Source organism: Aeromicrobium sp. SORGH_AS_0981, assembly GCF_031453195.1.
GTDB lineage: Bacteria > Actinomycetota > Actinomycetes > Propionibacteriales > Nocardioidaceae > Aeromicrobium.
In genome coordinates this window covers 3,214,025-3,233,069 of record NZ_JAVIZD010000001.1, presented here as the reverse complement: position 1 = coordinate 3,233,069, position 19,045 = coordinate 3,214,025, and the positions used below count along the sequence as shown (strand labels likewise).

The following is a 19,045-nucleotide window of genomic DNA, read 5'->3' as shown; positions in this document are numbered from 1 at the left end:
CCACTATGGCAGCGTCGGTACGAGAGCTACGCGCGAAGATCAGGTCGACCCAGGCGACCAAGAAGATCACGCGCGCCATGGAGCTCATCGCCGCCTCGCGCATCATCAAGGCGCAGCAGCACGCGGCGGCGGCAGCCCCGTACGCGCGTGAGCTGACCCGGGCGGTGTCCGCGGTGGCGACGTTCTCCAACGTCGACCACCCGCTCACCACCGAGAAGGAGAACCCGACGCGCGCTGCGGTGCTCGTGATCACGAGCGACCGCGGGCTCGCGGGGTCGTACTCCTCCAGCGTCCTCAAGGAGGCGGAGCGACTCACCGAGAAGCTGCGCTCCGAGGGCAAGGAGGTCGACTTCTACCTCTCCGGACGCAAGGCGGTCACGTACTTCACGTTCCGTCAGCGCGAGTTCGTCCAGTCCTGGACGGGCTACTCCGACAAGCCCGAGTTCGCCAACGCCCGCGAGATCGGCGACGCGCTGACCTCGCTGTTCGCCGAGGACGAGACCTCCGAGGAGGCGATCGACCCCGCGCGCGCCGTGGACGAGCTGCACATCGTGTTCACGCGCTTCAAGTCGATGCTCACGCAGGAGCCGGACGTCATCCGCCTGCTCCCGCTCGAGGTCGTCGAGGGCACGGAGACGCCGGACGAGTCCGAGCTGCTCCCGCTGTACGAGTTCGAGCCGTCGGCGCACGAGGTGCTCGACGCGCTGCTGCCGAAGTACGTGAACAGCCGCATCTACTACTGCCAGCTGCAGGCGGCGGCCTCCGAGCTCGCCGCCCGCCAGAAGGCCATGAAGTCCGCGACCGACAACGCGCAGGACCTCATCGAGAAGTACACCCGCATCGCCAACCAGGCCCGCCAGGCCGGCATTACCCAGGAGATCAGCGAGATCGTGGGCGGCGCGAACGCGCTCGCCGACGCCACGGCTGGTCAGGAGTGAGAGAGCTATGACTGCCACTGCCGAAGAGAAGACCACCACCACCGGTCGCGTCGCGCGGGTCATCGGACCGGTGCTCGACATCGAGTTCCCCTCGGACGCGATGCCGGAGATCTACAACGCGCTCACGGTCGACACCCAGATCGAGGGCCGCGAGGAGACGCTGACCCTCGAGGTCGCGCAGCACATCGGTGACGGCCTCGTCCGCGCCATCTCGCTGCGTCCGACCGACGGCATCGTCCGCGGCAGCGTCGTCACCGACACGGGTGCGCCGATCTCGGTGCCCGTCGGCGACCAGACGCTGGGCAAGGTGTTCAACACCACCGGCCAGGTCATGAACCTCGAGGAGGGCGAGACCTTCGAGGTCAACGAGCGCTGGGGCATCCACCGCAAGGCGCCCGCGTTCGACCAGCTCGAGTCCAAGACGCAGATGTTCCAGACCGGCATCAAGGTCATCGACCTGCTGACGCCCTACGTGCTCGGCGGAAAGATCGGCCTGTTCGGCGGCGCCGGCGTCGGCAAGACGGTGCTCATCCAGGAGATGATCGCCCGTGTCGCCAAGGACCACGACGGTGTGTCGGTGTTCGCCGGTGTCGGCGAGCGCACCCGTGAGGGCAACGACCTCATCGCCGAGATGGAGGAGGCGGGCGTCCTCGACAAGGTGGCGCTGGTCTTCGGCCAGATGGACGAGCCGCCGGGAGCGCGTCTGCGCGTGGCCCTGTCCGCGCTGACGATGGCGGAGTACTTCCGCGACGTGCAGAAGCAGGACGTGCTCCTCTTCATCGACAACATCTTCCGGTTCACGCAGGCCGGCTCGGAGGTCTCGACGCTGCTCGGCCGCATGCCGTCCGCGGTGGGCTACCAGCCGACCCTCGCCGACGAGATGGGCGTGCTCCAGGAGCGGATCACCTCGACGCGCGGCCACTCGATCACCTCGCTGCAGGCGATCTACGTGCCCGCCGACGACTACACCGACCCGGCACCGGCCACCACGTTCGCGCACCTGGACGCCACGACCGAGCTCTCCCGCGAGATCGCGTCGCTCGGCATCTACCCGGCCGTGGACCCGCTGACGTCGACGTCGCGCATCCTCGACCCGCGCTACATCGCCGACGACCACTACCAGACGGCGAACCGCGTCAAGGGGATCCTGCAGCGCAACAAGGAGCTCCAGGACATCATCGCGATCCTCGGTGTCGACGAGCTCAGCGAGGAGGACAAGACGATCGTCTCGCGCGCTCGTCGCATCCAGCGCTTCCTCAGCCAGAACACCTACGTGGCCAAGCAGTTCACCGGCATCGAGGGCTCGACGGTCCCGCTCGACGAGACCATCGACGCCTTCACGAAGATCTGCGACGGCGAGTACGACCACGTGGCCGAGCAGGCCTTCTTCATGTGCGGCGGTCTGGACGACGTCGACGCGAAGTGGGCCGAGATCCAGAAGAACTCCTGATGGCCGACACGTCGCTCCAGGTCGAGCTGGTCGCAGCCGACCGCGTCGTGTGGTCGGGCCAGGCCGACGAGGTCGTCGCACGCACCGTCGAGGGTGACCTCGGCGTCCTCGTCGGGCACGCCCCGCTGCTGTCGGTCCTCGTGCCCGGCGTGGTGAAGATCAAGGCGGGCACGGAGACCGTGGTGGCCGTCGTCGAGGACGGGTTCCTGTCCGTCGCCGACGACCGCGTGTCCATCCTCAGCGAGGACACGTCCCTCGTCTCCGAGCTCGACCGTGAGCAGGTGCAGGCCGAGCTCGAGCAGGCGCGTTCCGCGGACGACACCGACGCGGTGCTGCGCGCCGAGGCCAAGCTGCGGGGCATCGAGCTCGCCTAGCACCGGACGACTGCCGGAGGAGGGAGGGGCCGGGTGCCCCTGTGGTTGTGGGCCGTGGACCTCGTCCTGGCCGCGATCGCCCTCAGCGTGCTCCTGCTGGCGGTGCTGGTGCTTCGACGCCGGTACCTGGCGCGGCGGCTCGGCGCGTTCGACCTGAGCATCAACAAGCGGGACGCGGCGTCGGCCCAGGGCTGGACCCTGGGCCTCGCCGTGTACCGCGGCAGCACGCTGGAGTGGTACCGCACGTTCTCGCTGCGGATGCGCCCCGCCTACCGCTTCACGCGGGACGCGATGCTCGTCGACGGTCGGCGCGAGCCTGTCGGGGGAGAGGTGCACGCGATCCACGACGGCCACGTGGTCGTCGCGACCGACAACGGGACCGCCGTGCGTCAGCTGGCGCTCACGCCTGCGGCGCTCACCGGTCTGCTCGCGTGGCTCGAGGCCTCGCCCCCGGGTCGTAGCGTCAGCACGGTCGTCTGACGGCGCGAGGCCGGACAGGCTGGACGATCGGCCCGCCACGTCGCCGAGGAGGTTGACGTCGGTCGAGGACTAGGCGACGATGACTCACACGAGCCATGCCCGGACGTCCCGGGTTCCCCCGATGGAACAGGTAGCCACCATGAACCGCACCTTCAAGCGCCTCGTCGTCGCGACCTTCGCCTCGGCGGTCGCCGTCCTCCCGCTCTCGATGCCCGCGCAGGCCGACACCGGTACCAAGCCGGCCGCCAGCAAGGTCGTCAAGGGCGACAGCACCGGCGGCGCGACCACCCAGCGCGCGATCGACTGGGAGTGACCCCAGCACCTCGCTGACCTGACCGTCGCCCACGTCCCTTCCCCAGGGACGTGGGCGACGGTGCGTCCGGGCCGGTGTGCGAGCGGTCGGCTCAGCGCTCGCCGCCAGGCACCCACAGCACGTCGCCGACCTCGCGGTTGGCGTAGCGACCGAGGATGAACAGCAGGTCGCTGAGCCGGTTGAGGTAGCGCGCGGTGAGCGGGTTCATCGTCGGACCGTGCACCTCGATGGCGGCCCACGCGGACCGTTCGGCCCGTCGGGTCACGGTGCGCGCCACGTGCAGCGCCGACGCCGAGCGCGTGCCGCCCGGGAGGATGAACGAGCGCAGCTTCTCGAGCCGCTCGTTGTAGTCGTCGCACCAGCCCTCCAGCCGGTCGACGTACTCCGGCTCGACCCGCAGCGGGGGGTGCTCCGGGTTCTCCACGACGGGGGCGCCGAGATCGGCGCCGACGTCGAACAGGTCGTTCTGCACGTGACGCACGATCCGCACGACGTCGTCCTCGAGCTCGTCGAACGACAGCGCGAGGCCCAGCTGGCTGTTCGCCTCGTCGACGTCGGCGTAGGCGACCAGTCGCAGGTCGTTCTTCGACGTACGGCTGAAGTCGACGAGGTTCGTCGTGCCGTCGTCGCCGGTGCGGGTGTAGATGCGCGTCAGGTTGACCATGGCCTCACCCTAGGGCGTGGCGCCGGGACCGGCTGGACGCGAGAGCGACGTCGCCGGAGCGTGTGAGGTGGGTCGCGTGGCTCACAGAGTCTGCCACGTCACGTTACGGCGCGGTAACCTGACGGGCATGCCTGACAAGTCTGCGCCCGACCGCCCCTGGGTGATGCGCACGTACGCCGGTCACAGCTCCGCAGCGGAGTCCAACGCGCTGTACCGCAAGAACCTCGCGAAGGGGCAGACCGGGCTCTCCGTCGCGTTCGACCTGCCCACCCAGACCGGGTACGACCCGGACCACGTGCTGTCGCGCGGCGAGGTCGGCAAGGTGGGCGTGCCGATCCCGCACCTCGGGACCATGCGCCGGCTGTTCCAGGACATCCCGCTCGGCGAGATGAACACCTCGATGACGATCAACGCCACGGCCATGTGGCTGCTGGCGATGTACCAGGTGGCCGCCGAGGAGCAGGGCGTCGAGCCCGCGCAGCTCGCGGGCACCACGCAGAACGACATCATCAAGGAGTACCTGTCGCGCGGCACGTACGTCTTCGGCCCGGCGCCCTCGCTGCGGCTGACGACCGACATGATCGCCTACACGGTCAACACGATCCCCAAGTGGAACCCGCTCAACATCTGCAGCTATCACCTGCAGGAGGCGGGGGCCACGCCGACGCAGGAGATCGCCTACGCGCTCAGCACGGCCATCGCCGTCCTCGACGCCGTGAAGGACTCCGGGCAGGTCGACGACGCCGACTTCGAGAAGACGGTCGGGCGGATCTCCTTCTTCGTCAACGCCGGGGTGCGCTTCATCGAGGAGACCTGCAAGATGCGGGCCTTCGGCCAGCTGTGGGACGAGATCACGCGAGACCGCTACGGCGTCACCGACCCGAAGATGCGGCGCTTCCGCTACGGCGTGCAGGTCAACTCCCTCGGCCTGACCGAGGCGCAGCCCGAGAACAACGTCCAGCGCATCGTGCTGGAGATGCTCGGCGTGACGCTCAGCAAGAACGCCCGTGCGCGGGCGGTGCAGCTGCCCGCCTGGAACGAGGCTCTCGGACTCCCGCGCCCGTGGGACCAGCAGTGGTCGCTGCGACTGCAGCAGGTGCTCGCCTACGAGTCCGACCTGCTGGAGTACGACGACATCTTCGAGGGCTCGCACGTCATCGAGGCCAAGGTCGCGGAGATCATCGAGGGTGCGAAGGCCGAGATCGACCGGGTGCAGGCCATGGGCGGAGCGGTCGCGGCGGTCGAGTCGGGCTACATGAAGTCCGAGCTCGTCGCCTCCCACGCCGCGCGGCGTGCGCAGATCGAGGCCGGCGAGCTCAAGGTCGTCGGCGTCAACAGCTACACCGAGACCGAGCCGTCGCCGCTGACGTCCGACCTCGACGCGGCCATCATGGTCGCCGACCCCCAGGCCGAGGCGAACGCGATCGCCGACGTCCAGGCGTGGCGCGACCAGCGCGACCAGGCTGCGGTCGACCAGGCACTGGAGCGGCTGCAGTCCGAGGCCAAGACCGACACCAACCTCATGGAGGCCACGCTGGCGGCCGTACGCGCCGGCGCCACCGTCGGTGAGTGGGCGGGTGCCCTGCGCGAGGTCTTCGGCGAGTACCGGGCGCCCACGGGCGTGTCCGGAGCGGTCGGTGTGGCCGAGGCCGGCGCCGAGCTCACGGCCGTGCGCGAGCGCGTGGCACGGACGGGGGAGGAGCTGGGCACCCGGCTGCGCTTCCTCGTCGGCAAGCCGGGACTCGACGGTCACTCCAACGGTGCTGAGCAGATCGCCGTCCGTGCTCGCGACGTCGGCTTCGAGGTCGTCTACCAGGGCATCCGGCTCACGCCCGAGCAGATCGTGTCGGCCGCGGTCGCCGAGGACGTGCACGTGGTGGGCCTGTCGATCCTGTCGGGCTCGCACATGGAGCTCGTGCCCGACGTCCAGCGTCGACTCCTCGACGCCGGCATGGACGACGTGCCCCTCATCGTCGGCGGGATCATCCCGGACTCCGACGGCCGCCGCCTCGAGGCCGACGGCATCGCCGCGGTCTTCACGCCGAAGGACTTCGGCATGACCGACATCATGAGCCGTATCGTCGACGAGGTCCGCAAGGCCCACGGGCTCGAGGTCTGAGACCTGGGCGTGACGAGGCCCCGCACCGTGCGCGGTGCGGGGCCTCGTGCCGTCGTCAGTTGAGGACGCGGAAGTCGTCGGGCAGCCCGCCGCCGGCCTCGACGTCGCGCGCGAGGTCCTGCAGGGCCATGAGGGCGACTGACTGGGTGAACGGTCCGTAGGAGACCCGGGCCACGCCGAGCTCCTGCTGCCGGGCGAGCGGCACCGAGCCGGGGTAGCCGATGGTGGTGAGGCGCTGCGGTCCCCACGCGTCGACCAGCGTGCTGATGTCGTCCTCGGAGAGCGGACCAGGCACGAAGACGACGGGCGCCCCCGCCTCGATGAAGGCCTTCCCTCGCTGGACGGCGTCGGCGATGACCTCGTCGTGCGGCCGGTCGCCCGCCTGCGCGACGACGTCGGTGCGGGCGTTGAGCACGAACGGGACGCCCTCGGCCTCGCCGGCCCGCACGACGGCCTGGACCGCGGCGACGGCCTCGGCCAGCGGCTTCTGCTGGTCCTCGAGGTTGGCGCCGACCGCCCCGACGCCGATCGCCTTCCGAGCGGTCTCGCCAGGATCGCCGTAGCCCGCCTCGAGGTCGGCGCTGACCGGGAGGTGGGTGTTCGCGACGATCAGCCCGATCGCGGCGATCATCTCGTCGACGGGGATGTTCTCCCCGTCCTCGTAGCCGTGCGAGGCCGCGATCGAGTGGCTCGCGGTGGCGAGGGCACGGGTGCCCTCGACCTCGGTCACGACGCGGGCGGTGATGGCGTCCCACACGTTGACGACGGTGAGCAGCTCCGGAGCGGTGTGCAGGTCGAGCAGGGTCTGGGCACGGGTCGAGAGGTCCATGGCCCCGACGCTAGGACAGGGGAGCGGGTCCCACCAGCCGAGTCCCGGGAGCTGGACGTCAGGCGGCGCGCAGGCTGGAGCGGGACGACTTCTTGCCCTTCTTCTCGGCCTTCTTCCGGGCCTTCTTGAGGGCTTTCTTCTTCGCCTTCTTCTTGGCCTTCTTCTTCGCTGCCTTCTTGGAGGACTTCTTGTCCTTCTTCTCCAGCGGCAGGACGGTGCCGTCGTCGTCGATGCGCACGAGGCGACGACGCTTGACGCCGTAGCCGTCGGGCAGGGTGCCTTCCTTCAGCATGCGCAGGGGGCAGCGCTTGCACCGCGTCTTGCTGACGCAGCACTTCTTCTTCGGGAGCTTCGACACGAGCAGATCCTAGCGCCGCGGCCCTCGCCCCGCCCGGGTCGCGACGTCGCGACCCAGGCGGTGCGGTCAACGCTGGAAGTGGTGCAGGTCGGCGAACCCGAGCCAGCGGAAGCCGTGGCGGCGCAGCACGGCGACGACCGGGTCGTTCGCGCCGCGGTAGGTGATGGCGGCGGGTGTGGTGCGCCGCTGCCACGTGCTGTTGGGCGTCCACCCGTAGCCCGAGGCGAACGGGTTCTCCCACGGGTTGATGTCGATCGAGTTCCCGTAGGCGTGGGGGCTCCGGGTGCCGGGTCGACCCACCACCTGGCGGCAGTTGAAGCCGGAGGTGTTGTCGGCGCGCATCGAGGCGTAGTCGTCGGCGCCACGCAGGGCGCTGCTCCACCCGAACCGGTCGACGCGGTACATCGACCGGATGGGTGCCCGCATGCGGAACAGGTCGGTGAACACGGCAGCCGTGGCACGAGCGTGCTGCGCGTGCACGACGATCTCACCGCGCCGGACGTAGCCGTCGAAGGCCCAGTAGCTGACGCGGACGACCCGCAGCGTGGTCGCGGCCGACGGGGCAGCCGGCGTGCCAGCTGCGCCCGCGCATCGAGCGCCACATCGCCGTCGGGATGCGCGAGACGGTGGCGTCGGCGCTCACCCGTGCTGCACGCGGCTGGGCGGCCAGGCGGATGCGAGGTCCGGGCGTGCCCTTCGGCAGCCTGACGACCGATCCTGGGGGACGGTTGTCGACGTAGACGGAGCTCGAGTGGGTCGGAAGCACCGTGCTGGTGCCGAACGACCGGACCCGCCAGCGACCGTCGTAGCGCGGCTTGACGTAGGTGGACCCCTTGCCGGCGCGCAAGGTCACGGTGCCGGACCGGACCCACGTGCGCGTGCCGGAGCGGCGGAACTCCACGGCGAGGCGCGCGCTCACCGCACGCCCGTCGACCGTGCGCCACGAGGCAGCCACTTTCGCCTTCTTGTAGTCGGTGACCGCCTTCGGCATCGCGATCCGCGCGGTGCTGGGTGCCGCGGCTCCGACGACGTCGGCCGGCGCGGACGCGGCCACGACCGCACCGGCGTCGACGAGCTCCACGCGCACCGTGGTGCGTCCCGCCGCCGCGGGCACCTTCGCGGTGAACCTGCCATCGCTCCCGACGACGACGCTGGTCCCCCCGAGTGCGGTCCAGCGGTCGCCCGAGCGTCGCGTGACCTGGAGGGCGCTGGTCGGGCTCGCGCCGTCGACCCGACCGGCCAGCGACGCGGTGGTGCGGGCCCAGACCCGCACGGAGGTCACGTCGAGCGTGACGGTCGGGCTCGGCGTCGACGGTGGTGGATCGGTCGGCGCCGGCTCGACGGGATCGGGCTCGGCGGTCGGTTCCGGAGTCGGGTCAGGGGACGGCTCGCTGGACGTCGTGACGGTCGGGGACGGTGACGGCTCGGCCGCCGTGCTGGCCCGAGCCGCCGCAGTGGGCGTGACGAGGACGGTCGTGAGGAGGATCACCAGGAACCGGCGCATGCCTCACCGTAGGACCGCTACCGCCGGAACGCGCGTCGAGGAGCGAGGTGGCGCTCGATCGGTGCCGCGAGGCGCTCGAGTGCTCGACTCACCGTGGATGGATCGCACGCAGGTAGCGCTCGGTGACCCGGTCCTGCACCAGACGCGTGAGCGGACCACCGACCCGGGCGAGCGCGGTAGCCGGACGTGAGAAGGCGACGATCGTGAACCGCGCTTCGCCGGCGACGCGGTCGACGAAGAAGCTCTCCTCGCCGCGCTCAGGATGACCGTCGAGCGTGCCGTAGGCGAATCCGACGCGGTCCGGCTCGTCGACGACGTTGACGACGCGGCAGGGTGCGCGCACCTGCAGGGGAGGGGGCCCGATCCGCAGCTCGACGACGGCATCGGCCTGCACGCGACCGGCGGACGCCACGACGCCCAGACCCGCGTCCTGGTGGACCTGCCAGGTCATCAGACGTTCGACCATCGAGGCGAACGCGTCCGCGTCGTGGGTGACATGACGGACCAGGTGCACATAGCCGCGCGGGAGCGTCGCAGCGGTCGCACCCACCTCGGGATAGGAGAGGCGGAGGGCCGCAAGCCTCGCCGTCCGGTCCGCGCTCAGCATGCCCACCACACGCCCATGCTAGGACGGGCCGAGCGGGCGCTCGAGTGTCGTCCGTGGGTGCGAGGCGGTGCTCGACGCCTCAGGTCCAGACGTCGACCGCAGCGTCGAGCATCACGCTTCCCATGCGTCGACCCACACCTGGTCGGGTGAGTCGAGGTCGTGTGACAGCAGCACTACTCGGATCCTGGTCGACGTGGGGAACCCCTCTGCGACCGAGTTCTCGTCCGCATCGCCGATCCACAGTTGCCCACGAGGGGTGGCGAGCCTCCCCTCGAAGGCCACCTCGCGTCCCTCCTCGAGCTCCGGCGGATCCGACCACCGTCGAACGGTCACTGTCGCCTCGGCCCACTCGAAGTCCCCTTCGAAGGACTCGATGTCCTGGGCGTGGCGGACGGGCACGATGATGCCGTTCTCGTTCGCCGACACCCCACCGCTTGGATCGACCTCGGGTATCTCTCCACCGAGATCAGGGTCGGACAGGATCGCGATACCCCAGTGCCATGGGCGAGTGATGTCGACCGTGGCGAGGGGTTTCATGGCGTCGAGCCTAGAAGAGGCGCAGCGAGGGGTCGTCGATGCCGCGCAGCGCGTCGTAGTCGACGACGACGCACTGGATGCCGCGGTCCTCCGCGAGCGTGCGAGCCTGCGGCTTGATCTCCTGGGCGGCGAAGATGCCGCGCACGGGCCGCAGCTGGGGGTCGCGGTTCATGAGCTCCAGGTAGCGCGTCAGCTGCTCGACGCCGTCGATCTCGCCGCGCCGCTTGATCTCCACGGCGACCGAGGCGCCGGCGTCGTCGCGGCACAGCAGGTCGACCGGACCGATCGCCGTCATGTACTCGCGGCGCACGAGCGTCATGCCGACGCCGAGCGTGGTGGTGTGCTCGGCCAGCAGCTCCTGCAGGTGCTTCTCGACACCGTCCTTGCGCAACCCCGGGTCGACGCCGAGGTCGTGCTGGGAGTCGTGCAGCACCTCGTCGACGAGGATGCGCAGCGTGTCGTCGGTCTTGCCCGCCTGCACGGTCCACTCGACCCGGCCGTCCTCGGCCGTGCCTTCCTTCAGGGTGCACGGCGGGCTCATCCAGTTCAGCGGCTTGTACGACCCGCCGTCGGAGTGCACGAGCACCGAGCCGTCAGCCTTCACCATGATCACTCGGGTGGCCATGGGCAGGTGGGCCGTGAGCCGCCCGGCGTAGTCGACCTGGCAGCGCGCGACGAGGAGACGCACTACTGCTGCCGGACCAGCGTGCCCAGACGGAACACGAGGGTCCCGTCCTTCACGGTGCCGCGGTCGGTGTTGCCGTCGGCGCCCATCAGCTGCACGACACCGTCGGAGACCTCGTAGTCGCCGGTGCGGAACTTCGGCACGCCCTGGAAGTCCTCGGTGAACGTGCCGTCGGCCGTGAAGGTGACGGTCCAGTCCTTCGCGTCGTCGCGCCAGGTGCCCGCCAGGTCGGCCGCGGTGGCCGGGTTCTCGGTCGGCGCGGCCGACGAGGGCGACGCCGAGGGCGCGGATGAGGATGCGCTGGGGGAGGGCGAGGAGCCCTCCGGCGTGCCCGGGCCGTCGTCCGTCCCGCAGGCTGCGACGGTCACGAGGACGAGGGCGGCGACCCCCGTGGCGCGGCTCATACGTCGATTCATAGGACAGTCCTCCCGTAGATCCTGATCGGACGCTAGTGTGTCACGACCCCGTAGTTACCTAGGAGTAGGCATGCAGGAGATCGTGGACCGTCTGACGGCCGACGACCGTGGCGCGCAGATCGCCCGGACACTGGTGTACCCGTACCTCAACCACGCCGCCTCGATGTACGAGAGCGGCTACGCGACGAAGGACGACATCGACGCCTCGATGCGGTTCGGGTGCGGCTACCCGGTCGGGCCCCTGGCGCTCGTCGACGCGCTCGGTGCTGCCACCCTCGTGGAGGGCCTGCGCGAGCAGCACGCCTCCACCGGCGACCCGCTGCACGATCCCGCGCCGGTCCTCGTCAAGCTCGCCGAGGCCGGTTCGACCTTCGAGTCCGCCGCCGCGGACGGCGGAGCCACCCCGGCCCCGCAGAAGCACCACCCGGTCGGCAAGGTCGGCGTCGTCGGCACCGGCACCATGGCCTCCGGCATCGTCGAGGTCTTCGCCAAGGCCGGTCACGAGGTCGTCTTCGTCGGCCGCACCGACGACAAGGTCGCGGCGGTCCAGGCCCGGATCGAGAAGAACCTCGACCGCGCCATCGCCAAGGGTCGGCTCACCGAGGACGAGAAGTCCGACGTGATCGGTCGCCTCACCGCCGCGACCGACCGGCACGCGCTCGACGACGTCGACATCGTCGTCGAGGCGATCGCCGAGGACATCGACGTGAAGCTCGAGCTCTTCCGCGACCTCGACCGGATCACCAAGCCGGGCGCCATCCTCGCCACGACGACGTCGTCGCTGTCGATCGGGACGTGCGCCGAGGCCACGTCGCGCCCGCAGGACGTCGTCGGCATGCACTTCTTCAACCCGGCGCCCGTTATGAAGCTCGTCGAGGTCGTCTCGGCCGACAGCACGTCGCCCGAGGTCGCGGAGACGGTGAAGGCCCTGTGCCTCGACGTCGCCAAGCACCCGGTGTCCTGCGGCGACCGCGCGGGGTTCATCGTGAACGCCCTGCTGTTCCCCTACCTGAACGACGCCGTCAAGCTCCACGAGGCCGGCGGTGGCAGCCTCGAGGAGATCGACACGGCCCTCAAGGAGACCAAGCTGCCCATGGGTCCGTTCGAGCTGCTCGACGTCGTCGGCAACGACGTGTCGCTGGCCATCGAGCAGACGCTGGTGAGCACCTTCGGTCACGACGGATGGGCGCCCGCACCCACCCTCGAGCGTCTCGTCGCCGAGGGCAAGCTCGGTCGCAAGACCGGCGAGGGCTTCCACACCTACTGAGCACCACCTCGTGAGCAGGGGCGTCCGGGTCTCCCGGGCGCCCCTGCTCGTGTCCGGGGAGGTCCAGCGCGCGGACCGCCGGGTAACTCCGCTCGACGCCGGTCGTTGATGCTCCCGTGCTGGTCATCGGGCCGGCGCGGACGAACGACGGGAGCACCCGTGACGACGATCGACCTGGCGAGGAGCGGCAGCCACCTCGTGCGCAGCTCGGTGCTGTCGTTCGTCATCTCCTTCGTGCCTGCCGTGATCGTCGCGGAGAAGATGGTGGGCCCGCCGTCGGAACCCGACCACCAGCAGGTCGTGCTCTGCGACCACGATCCCTGCGACGCCGACCGACCGTCGGCGGCCGCCGCCGCCATGGTCGACCACCTCGTGGGGCAGGGACTGCGGTGCACCGTGCGCCCCCGTCTGACGGACACCGTGGTCGTGGAGTGGCTGGGTGGGGAGGCGGCCGTGCTGCCGTTCGACGAGGCGCTCGAGGTCGCAGCTCACCGACGGGGCTGGCTGCGCTCGTACTGCGTGCCCGGCGCCGGCCGGTAGTCTCGCGCGGGTGTCCCGTCGACGTCCGCCCCGCCGTCCCCGCGGGCCTGCGCCAGCCGCGGCGCCGCCGGTGGAGAGCAAGCGCGACGGTGACTGGCACGTCCGTCGACTGACCGGTTCGAGCGCGCGGAGCACCTACACGTGTCCCGCCTGCCACCGACCCATCCCTCCCGCGACGCCGCACGTGGTGGTGTGGCCCGTGCAGAAGGCGCTGCTCAGTGCGGACGCCGTCGACGAGCGTCGGCACTGGCACACCGCGTGCTGGACGCGGCAGCCCTAGCGCGCGGTCGCAGCGGGCGTGCGATGCCGCGAGGCCCCGTGGCGGCTCAGCCGGCTGCCGGGGTGCGGGGCCCGTCGTCGGTCGCGTCCCCCGTCGCGTCGTCCGCGGCGGCGTCGGACGCTGCAGCAGGTGCCGGCGCGGCGGCGACGGCGTCGCCGGCGAACGAGGCGACGATGTCACGCAGCTGACCCATCTGGGCGAGGATGCCCTCGCGGCGGCGCTGCAGCTCATCCACCTCGGCGCGCAGGGCGCGCGTCTCGCGCTCGACGTCGGTCGTGGCGGCCGCCCGCTGGTGCTCGGCGTCCGCCCGCGCGTTGGCGACCAGCGACGCCGCCTCCTTGCGGGCGTTCTCGATGATGCCGGCCGCCTCGGCAGCGGCCGACTCCTTGGCGGCGTTCGCCTTGGCCATGAGCCCACGCGCCCGCTCGTCGGCAGCGGCGGCACGGGTCTCGGCGTCGGTGACCAGCTTGGCGGTCTGCTCGGTGGCGGCGGCGTGGTTCTCGGAGGCCTCGCGGGCGAGCCGCTCCTTCTCCACGGCCAGGACGCGGCGTGCCTCCGTGACCTCGCGGTCGGCCGCGGCGCGGGCCTGCTCGACCTCGCGCGTCGCACCGAGCCGCATGTTCTGGGCGTCCTGCTCGGCGGCGAGACGGATCTGTGCGGCCTCGCGGTCGGCCTGCGCGCGCACGTCGTCGGCGTGCGCCGCGGCCTCGGCGCGGCCGGCCTCTGCCTCGGTGAGGACCTCGCGACGCTTCTCCTCGATCTCCACGACGGCCCGGCCGCGGGTCTCCTCGGCCTCCTTCGCGGCGACCGTCCGGACGAGGGTGGCCTCCTCCTCGGCGATCTTCAGCGTCTCCTCGGCCTCGCGGCGGGCGCGGCTGCGGATCTCCTCGGCCTCCTGCTCGGCGAGCTGGAGCAGCTGGGCGGCGTGACCGCCCAGGCCCGCGTAGGAGGGCCGCTCGATCGACTCGACCCGCTCGCGCAGCTGCTCGACGATGTCGTGCAGCTCGTCGTTCTCCTCCTGCAGCGCCTGGACCGCGGCCGCGGCCTTCTGCAGCTCGGCGGTCTGCGTGCGGACCCAGGCGTCGACCGCGTCGCTGTCGTAGCCGCCGCGACGGGCGAGGGGGAACGCAGCCTCGGCGGACTTGCGCGCCGCGTCGAAGATGGACAAACCGGACTGCTCTTCGGCCATGCCGCTGTGCTCCCTGTCGGTTCGGGGGGGTGTGCTGGAGGTCGTGCTGGGACGCCGGTGGCGCGGCGTGCGCCGCTGCGCCGGCCGCGGTGTGCGACGTCGTCCACCATACCCAGGCGGGACGACGACGCAGCGACGACGCGGGCGTGTGCCGGACGTCCGTGCTGCCGCGTCGACGCCCGGACGCGACGAGGGCCCGGACGCGGTGCGTCCGGGCCCTCGACGGGCTGCGTGCCTGCGCGGGTCAGATGCCGCGGAAGCGGTTGATCGCGTCGAGGTGCTGGGCGCGGAACTCCTCGTTGCGCACGCCCAGACCCTCCTCGGGGGCCAGCGCGAGCACGCCGACCTTGCCCTGGTGGAGGTTGTGGTGCACGTCGAGGGACGCCTGGCCCACGTCCTCGAGCTTGTACGTCTTCGACACGGTCGGGTGGATCTTGCCCTGCGCGATGAGCCGGTTGGCCTCGAAGGCCTCGCGGTAGTTGGCGAAGTGGCTGGAGACGATCCGCTTGAGGTTCATCCAGAGGTAGCGGTTGTCGTACTCGTGCATGAAGCCCGTGGTCGACGCGCAGGTCGTGATCGTCCCGCCCTTGCGGGTGACGTAGACCGACGCGCCGAAGGTCTCGCGACCGGGGTGCTCGAAGACGATGTCGATGTCCTCGCCGCCGGTCAGCTCACGGATCTTCTTGCCCAGGCGCTGCCACTCCTTGGGGTTCTGCTGGGTGCCGTCCTCGTTCCAGAACTTCCAGTTCTCCTCGGAACGGTTGATGACGTGCTCGGCGCCCATGCTGCGCACGATCTTGGCCTTCTCCTCGTTGGAGACGACGCAGATCGGGTTGGCACCACCGTTGAGCGCGTACTGCGTGGCGAAGCCGCCGAGTCCGCCGGAGGCACCCCAGATCAGGACGTTGTCGCCCTGCTTCATGTTGCCGCCGTTCTTGGACACGAGCTGGCGGTAGGCCGTCGCGTTGACGAGGCCGGGGGACGCGGCCTCCTCCCACGTGAGGTGGTCGGGCTTCGGCAGGAGCTGGTTGGACTTCACGAGGGCGATGTGGGCGAGTCCGCCGAAGTTCGTCTCGAAGCCCCAGATGCGCTGCTGCGGGTCCATCATCGTGTCGTCGTGACCGGCCGGGTCCTCGAGCTCGACCGACAGACAGTGCGCCACGACCTCGGCGCCCGGCTTCCACTGCGTGACGCCGGGCCCCGTGCGCAGCACGACGCCGGCGAGGTCGGAGCCGACCACGTGGTAGGGCAGGTCGTGGCGCTTGGTGAGCGGCGACAGCTTGCCGTAGCGCTCGAGGAAGCCGAAGGTCGAGACAGGCTCGAAGATCGACGTCCAGACGGTGTTGTAGTTGATGGCGCTGGCCATCACGGCGACGAGCGCCTCGCCCGGGCCCAGCTCGGGCAGGGCCACGTCCTCGACGTGGATCGACTTGCGCGGGTCCTTGTCGCGGCTGGCGACGCCCTCGAACATGTCCACCTCGTCCTTGTGGACGGTGGCGGCGGTGTAGTGGTCGGGGATCTCCAGGTTGGCGAAGTCCTCGCCCGCCGTGTCTCCGGCGAGGATCGCGTCGAGGATGTGCTGCACGGGGCCTCCAGTGGTGGGTGTTCCGGCGCTCGGTCCGGCACGGGTTTCGGCGATGTTACCGAGACGTAGCCTTCTGCGTCCCGTCTCGCGCATGTGGATCAGGTCACGCCGCGGTCGAGGCCCGGCGCGAGAGCGGCGCGGAGCGCCGCGGCGACGTCAGTGGCCGGTGGCCGCGGGCTGGACCAGCTCGACGAGCACGCCGCCGGCGTCCTTCGGGTGCACGAAGTTGACGCGGCTGTCGGACGTGCCGCGCTTCGGCTGGTCGTACAGCAGGCGGACGCCCCGGTCGCGCATGATCGCGGACACCGCGTCGATGTCGGTCACCCGGTAGGCGAGCTGCTGGACGCCCTGGCCGTTGCGGTCGAGGAACTTCGCGATCGTCGAGCTGTCGTCCAGCGGCGCGAGCAGCTGGATGCACGAGCCCGAGTCGCCGACCGCCAGCATCGCCTCGCGGACGCCCTGCTCCTCGTTCACCTCCTCGTGGATCGACTCCAGGCCGAAGACCGAGGAGTAGAAGGCGAGTGCCTCGTCGAGGTCGGGGACGGCGATGCCGACGTGGTCGATCGCGACGAGCAGGTGGTCGGGGACGACGGAGGAGGAGGTCATGGGAGGCAGCGTAGAGGAGCGTGCAGCCGGGCGCGGGCCGGTCGTCCGAGATCGAACGTAGTGTCGATAGTCCACGGAGGGCGGAGGTCGGATGCACGTCGAGATGCGCATGCTGCGGGCGCTGGTGATGGTCGAGGCGCACGGATCCGTCGGGGGCGCGGCGCAGGCGCTGGCGTTCTCCCCGGCTGCCGTCAGTGCCCATCTGCGCGCCCTGGAGAAGGCGTGCGGGACGCGTCTGGTCGAGCGCACGGGCGCGGGGACGCGGCTCACGTCCGCGGGTCGGCGAGCCGTGCCGATCGCGCGGCTCATCCTGGTCGCCGCGCAGGAGCTCCAGCGCCTGGAGGCGTCGGCGCAGTCCGGGCCGGCCGTGCCCGGACCACAGGGTCGACGTCCGGCCGGCGACGTCCGCGCGACGGCACGTCACGACGCCGCGGGGAGCAACGGTCCGACGGCCACTACCAGGAAGCGAGGGACTTCTCAAGAGCAGTGCTAGAGATCGTGAATCTCGTTGTCCTCCGGGGGCCCGCTGCTCTTGGCTCGATGCTGCGCGGTCGAGCAGGCCGCCCGATCGTCGGGACCCGCCCTGCTCCGTACCGGCGCGCACGGATCAGGCCGGGACGGCCGCCGCGGAGCCAGGGGAGGGGGAGTCGCCGTGCATCTCGACCTGCGGATGCTGCGCGCCCTCGTGGCGGTCGACCAGATCGGCTCCTTCACCGACGCCGCCCGGGTCCTGCGGTTCTCCACGCCGGCCGTGAGCGCCCAGGTGCAGGCGCTCGAGAAGGGGTGCGGCACGCGCCTGGTCCATCGGCGGGGATCGCGGGTCGTGCTCACCGAGGCCGGGCGACGCGCCGTCCCCCTGGCCCGCCTCATGCTGGCCGCGGCGCGCGAGCTCGAGCACATCGGCGACGCCTCCTCCGACCGTGGGTTCGGCACGAGGACGTTCCCGGTAGGCCCCGAGGACGGGTGAGGCGCGACGGCGGGGGCGGTGCCGCGCACGCGACGTCGTGACGTGACGCACACCCCGGGACCACGCATGTGACTCGCGAGTAGAGTGACCGGCACCCCACCACCTGTGTCCATGCAAGGGAGCAACCCCATGACCCAGTCCGTGATCGTCGCCGGCGCCCGCACGCCGATCGGTCGCCTCCTCGGCGGCCTCAAGACGCTGTCCGGCACCGACCTCGGTGGCATCGCCATCAAGGGTGCCCTCGAGAAGGCCGGCATCACCGGCGACCAGGTCGACTACGTGATCATGGGCCAGGTCCTCGGCGCCGGCGCCGGCCAGGTCCCCGCCCGTCAGGCCGCGTTCAAGGGCGGCATCCCGCTCGACGTCCCCGCGCTGACCATCAACAAGGTCTGCCTCTCCGGCATCAACGCGATCGCGCTGGCCGACCAGCTGATCCGCGCGGGCGAGTACGACGTCGTCGTGGCCGGCGGCCAGGAGTCGATGACGCAGGCGCCGCACCTGCTCCAGGGCTCCCGCGAGGGCACCAAGTACGGCAAGACCACGCTGCTCGACCACATGGAGTACGACGGCCTGTGGGACGCGCTGACCGACCAGGCGATGGGCGCGCTCACCGAGCAGCGCAACGCCGACCTCGACGCGTTCACCCGGGAGGAGCAGGACGCCTTCGGCGCCCGGTCCCACCAGCTCGCGGCCACCGCGCAGAAGAACGGCGTCTTCGACGAGGAGATCGTCCCCGTCGAGATCCCTCAGCGCAAGGGCGACCCGGTCGTCGTCGCCGCCGACGAGGGCGTCCGCGGCGACACCACCGCCGAGTCGCTCGGCCGGCTGCGTCCGGCGTTCTCCAAGGACGGCACCATCACCGCCGGCACGGCCAGCCAGATCTCCGACGGCGCCGCAGCCGTCGTGGTGATGAGCAAGGCCAAGGCCGAGGAGCTGGGCCTCAGCTGGATCGCCGAGATCGGCGCGCACGGCAACGTGTCCGGCCCCGACTCCACGCTCCAGGAGCAGCCCGCGAACGCGATCGAGAAGGCGCTCGCCAAGCAGGGCAAGACCGCTGCCGACCTCGACCTGGTGGAGCTGAACGAGGCGTTCGCCGCGGTGGGCATCGCCTCCACGCGCAAGCTCGGCATCTCCGAGGACATCGTCAACGTCAACGGCGGTGCGATCTCCCTCGGTCACCCCATCGGCATGAGCGGCGCGCGCATCGTGCTGCACCTGGCGCTGGAGCTCAAGCGTCGTGGCGGTGGCCTCGGCGCGGCCGCGCTGTGCGGTGGCGGCGGCCAGGGCGACGCCCTGCTGATCACCGTGCCGTCCGCCTGACGCCGACGAACCCCCAC

Annotated in this window: 23 protein-coding genes; 11 read left to right on the top strand and 12 right to left on the bottom strand. The window is 70.9% G+C overall.

Annotation, left to right across the window (positions count from 1 at the left end; genetic code table 11):
- The first annotated feature begins 5 nt into the window (after positions 1–5).
- The 5 genes from QE370_RS15965 to QE370_RS15945 all read left to right on the top strand — a co-directional run bounded on the left by QE370_RS15965 (position 6) and on the right by QE370_RS15945 (position 3,555).
- On the top strand, positions 6–938 hold the full coding sequence (locus QE370_RS15965) for a F0F1 ATP synthase subunit gamma (protein WP_067856289.1): 933 nt from the start codon (positions 6–8) through the stop codon (positions 936–938).
- 7 nt (positions 939–945) lie between these two features.
- Entirely contained in the window at positions 946–2,388 is a 1,443-nt protein-coding gene (atpD, locus tag QE370_RS15960; RefSeq protein WP_253022194.1) for a F0F1 ATP synthase subunit beta, read from the top strand.
- Positions 2,388–2,762 carry a F0F1 ATP synthase subunit epsilon gene (locus tag QE370_RS15955; protein ID WP_067856295.1) on the top strand — a complete coding sequence of 125 codons (375 nt, stop codon included), beginning with the start codon at positions 2,388–2,390 and terminating at the stop codon, positions 2,760–2,762. The genes atpD and QE370_RS15955 overlap by 1 nt, the downstream gene beginning before the upstream one ends.
- 33 nt (positions 2,763–2,795) lie before the next feature.
- A complete protein-coding gene (locus tag QE370_RS15950; protein WP_083516315.1) occupies positions 2,796–3,242 on the top strand; it encodes a DUF2550 domain-containing protein in 447 nt (148 codons plus the stop codon).
- Positions 3,243–3,381: 139 nt separating this feature from the next.
- On the top strand, positions 3,382–3,555 hold the full coding sequence (locus QE370_RS15945) for a hypothetical protein (RefSeq protein WP_309634950.1): 174 nt from the start codon (positions 3,382–3,384) through the stop codon (positions 3,553–3,555).
- A 91-nt stretch (positions 3,556–3,646) separates the two neighbouring features.
- Here the strand turns inward: QE370_RS15945 and QE370_RS15940 are convergent, their stop codons facing one another.
- Positions 3,647–4,219: a cob(I)yrinic acid a,c-diamide adenosyltransferase gene (locus QE370_RS15940; protein WP_309634949.1), complete on the bottom strand. Its 573-nt coding sequence runs from the start codon at positions 4,217–4,219 to the stop codon at positions 3,647–3,649.
- Positions 4,220–4,346: 127 nt separating this feature from the next.
- Between QE370_RS15940 and QE370_RS15935 the strand changes: the two genes are divergently transcribed.
- Positions 4,347–6,338: a protein meaA gene (locus tag QE370_RS15935; RefSeq protein ID WP_253022200.1), complete on the top strand. Its 1,992-nt coding sequence runs from the start codon at positions 4,347–4,349 to the stop codon at positions 6,336–6,338.
- A gap of 55 nt (positions 6,339–6,393) precedes the next feature.
- On the opposite strand, the gene QE370_RS15930 is transcribed toward QE370_RS15935, so the two are convergent.
- The 8 genes from QE370_RS15930 to QE370_RS15895 all read right to left on the bottom strand — a co-directional run bounded on the left by QE370_RS15930 (position 6,394) and on the right by QE370_RS15895 (position 11,262).
- Entirely contained in the window at positions 6,394–7,167 is a 774-nt protein-coding gene (locus QE370_RS15930; RefSeq protein ID WP_253022202.1) for an isocitrate lyase/phosphoenolpyruvate mutase family protein, read from the bottom strand.
- A 58-nt stretch (positions 7,168–7,225) separates the two neighbouring features.
- The gene (locus tag QE370_RS15925; RefSeq protein ID WP_309634948.1) at positions 7,226–7,525 is read right to left on the bottom strand and encodes a hypothetical protein; all 300 of its coding nucleotides are present in this window, start codon (positions 7,523–7,525) and stop codon (positions 7,226–7,228) included.
- A 66-nt stretch (positions 7,526–7,591) separates the two neighbouring features.
- Positions 7,592–8,005, bottom strand: coding sequence for a M15 family metallopeptidase (locus tag QE370_RS15920; RefSeq protein ID WP_309634947.1), 414 nt, complete (start codon positions 8,003–8,005; stop codon positions 7,592–7,594).
- A 7-nt stretch (positions 8,006–8,012) separates the two neighbouring features.
- Complete coding sequence (locus tag QE370_RS15915; protein ID WP_309634946.1) at positions 8,013–9,029, bottom strand: hypothetical protein; 1,017 nt, start codon at positions 9,027–9,029, stop codon at positions 8,013–8,015.
- Positions 9,030–9,117: 88 nt separating this feature from the next.
- A complete protein-coding gene (locus tag QE370_RS15910) occupies positions 9,118–9,636 on the bottom strand; it encodes a DUF1990 domain-containing protein (RefSeq protein WP_309635272.1) in 519 nt (172 codons plus the stop codon).
- 111 nt (positions 9,637–9,747) lie between these two features.
- A complete protein-coding gene (locus tag QE370_RS15905; protein WP_309634945.1) occupies positions 9,748–10,173 on the bottom strand; it encodes a hypothetical protein in 426 nt (141 codons plus the stop codon).
- Between the two features lie 10 nt (positions 10,174–10,183).
- Positions 10,184–10,861 (bottom strand): endonuclease NucS, encoded by a 678-nt coding sequence (nucS, locus tag QE370_RS15900; RefSeq protein ID WP_067856320.1) that lies wholly within the window; start codon positions 10,859–10,861, stop codon positions 10,184–10,186.
- Positions 10,861–11,262 (bottom strand): lipocalin family protein, encoded by a 402-nt coding sequence (locus QE370_RS15895; protein WP_253022214.1) that lies wholly within the window; start codon positions 11,260–11,262, stop codon positions 10,861–10,863. The genes nucS and QE370_RS15895 overlap by 1 nt, the downstream gene beginning before the upstream one ends.
- An 82-nt stretch (positions 11,263–11,344) precedes the next feature.
- Here QE370_RS15895 and QE370_RS15890 point away from each other — a divergent pair, with 82 nt between their 5' ends.
- Together QE370_RS15890 and QE370_RS15885 are read left to right on the top strand one after the other, a co-directional pair.
- Positions 11,345–12,541 (top strand): 3-hydroxyacyl-CoA dehydrogenase NAD-binding domain-containing protein, encoded by a 1,197-nt coding sequence (locus tag QE370_RS15890; RefSeq protein ID WP_309634944.1) that lies wholly within the window; start codon positions 11,345–11,347, stop codon positions 12,539–12,541.
- Positions 12,542–12,700: 159 nt separating this feature from the next.
- The gene (locus QE370_RS15885; RefSeq protein ID WP_309634943.1) at positions 12,701–13,081 is read left to right on the top strand and encodes a hypothetical protein; all 381 of its coding nucleotides are present in this window, start codon (positions 12,701–12,703) and stop codon (positions 13,079–13,081) included.
- A gap of 326 nt (positions 13,082–13,407) precedes the next feature.
- On the opposite strand, the gene QE370_RS15880 is transcribed toward QE370_RS15885, so the two are convergent.
- The 3 genes from QE370_RS15880 to mce form a co-directional block, all read right to left on the bottom strand.
- Positions 13,408–14,550: a hypothetical protein gene (locus tag QE370_RS15880; RefSeq protein WP_309634942.1), complete on the bottom strand. Its 1,143-nt coding sequence runs from the start codon at positions 14,548–14,550 to the stop codon at positions 13,408–13,410.
- 244 nt (positions 14,551–14,794) lie between these two features.
- Entirely contained in the window at positions 14,795–16,135 is a 1,341-nt protein-coding gene (gene ccrA / locus QE370_RS15875) for a crotonyl-CoA carboxylase/reductase (protein ID WP_253022222.1), read from the bottom strand.
- A 156-nt stretch (positions 16,136–16,291) separates the two neighbouring features.
- Positions 16,292–16,741, bottom strand: coding sequence for a methylmalonyl-CoA epimerase (gene mce / locus QE370_RS15870; RefSeq protein WP_309634941.1), 450 nt, complete (start codon positions 16,739–16,741; stop codon positions 16,292–16,294).
- A gap of 91 nt (positions 16,742–16,832) precedes the next feature.
- Here mce and QE370_RS15865 point away from each other — a divergent pair, with 91 nt between their 5' ends.
- From QE370_RS15865 to QE370_RS15855, 3 genes are all read left to right on the top strand, one after another.
- Positions 16,833–17,234: a LysR family transcriptional regulator gene (locus QE370_RS15865; protein WP_309634940.1), complete on the top strand. Its 402-nt coding sequence runs from the start codon at positions 16,833–16,835 to the stop codon at positions 17,232–17,234.
- Between the two features lie 159 nt (positions 17,235–17,393).
- Positions 17,394–17,708, top strand: coding sequence for a LysR family transcriptional regulator (locus tag QE370_RS15860; RefSeq protein ID WP_309634939.1), 315 nt, complete (start codon positions 17,394–17,396; stop codon positions 17,706–17,708).
- Between the two features lie 129 nt (positions 17,709–17,837).
- Positions 17,838–19,028 carry an acetyl-CoA C-acetyltransferase gene (locus QE370_RS15855; RefSeq protein ID WP_309634938.1) on the top strand — a complete coding sequence of 397 codons (1,191 nt, stop codon included), beginning with the start codon at positions 17,838–17,840 and terminating at the stop codon, positions 19,026–19,028.
- Positions 19,029–19,045: the final 17 nt, after the last annotated feature.

What these genes read in the sequence shown, in the direction of transcription:
- QE370_RS15955 (WP_067856295.1), top strand. Translation starts at nt 2,388, where the DNA reads ATGGCCGACACGTCGCTCCAGGTCGAGCTGGTCGCAGCCGACCGCGTC.
- QE370_RS15930 (WP_253022202.1), bottom strand. Translation starts at nt 7,167, where the DNA reads ATGGACCTCTCGACCCGTGCCCAGACCCTGCTCGACCTGCACACCGCT.
- atpD (WP_253022194.1), top strand. Translation starts at nt 946, where the DNA reads ATGACTGCCACTGCCGAAGAGAAGACCACCACCACCGGTCGCGTCGCG.
- QE370_RS15855 (WP_309634938.1), top strand. Translation starts at nt 17,838, where the DNA reads ATGACCCAGTCCGTGATCGTCGCCGGCGCCCGCACGCCGATCGGTCGC.
- QE370_RS15945 (WP_309634950.1), top strand. Translation starts at nt 3,382, where the DNA reads ATGAACCGCACCTTCAAGCGCCTCGTCGTCGCGACCTTCGCCTCGGCG.
- QE370_RS15935 (WP_253022200.1), top strand. Translation starts at nt 4,347, where the DNA reads ATGCCTGACAAGTCTGCGCCCGACCGCCCCTGGGTGATGCGCACGTAC.
- QE370_RS15905 (WP_309634945.1), bottom strand. Translation starts at nt 10,173, where the DNA reads ATGAAACCCCTCGCCACGGTCGACATCACTCGCCCATGGCACTGGGGT.
- QE370_RS15895 (WP_253022214.1), bottom strand. Translation starts at nt 11,262, where the DNA reads ATGAGCCGCGCCACGGGGGTCGCCGCCCTCGTCCTCGTGACCGTCGCA.
- QE370_RS15910 (WP_309635272.1), bottom strand. Translation starts at nt 9,636, where the DNA reads ATGCTGAGCGCGGACCGGACGGCGAGGCTTGCGGCCCTCCGCCTCTCC.
- QE370_RS15880 (WP_309634942.1), bottom strand. Translation starts at nt 14,550, where the DNA reads ATGGCCGAAGAGCAGTCCGGTTTGTCCATCTTCGACGCGGCGCGCAAG.
- QE370_RS15940 (WP_309634949.1), bottom strand. Translation starts at nt 4,219, where the DNA reads ATGGTCAACCTGACGCGCATCTACACCCGCACCGGCGACGACGGCACG.
- QE370_RS15915 (WP_309634946.1), bottom strand. Translation starts at nt 9,029, where the DNA reads ATGCGCCGGTTCCTGGTGATCCTCCTCACGACCGTCCTCGTCACGCCC.
- QE370_RS15890 (WP_309634944.1), top strand. Translation starts at nt 11,345, where the DNA reads ATGCAGGAGATCGTGGACCGTCTGACGGCCGACGACCGTGGCGCGCAG.
- QE370_RS15865 (WP_309634940.1), top strand. Translation starts at nt 16,833, where the DNA reads ATGCACGTCGAGATGCGCATGCTGCGGGCGCTGGTGATGGTCGAGGCG.
- QE370_RS15965 (WP_067856289.1), top strand. Translation starts at nt 6, where the DNA reads ATGGCAGCGTCGGTACGAGAGCTACGCGCGAAGATCAGGTCGACCCAG.
- mce (WP_309634941.1), bottom strand. Translation starts at nt 16,741, where the DNA reads ATGACCTCCTCCTCCGTCGTCCCCGACCACCTGCTCGTCGCGATCGAC.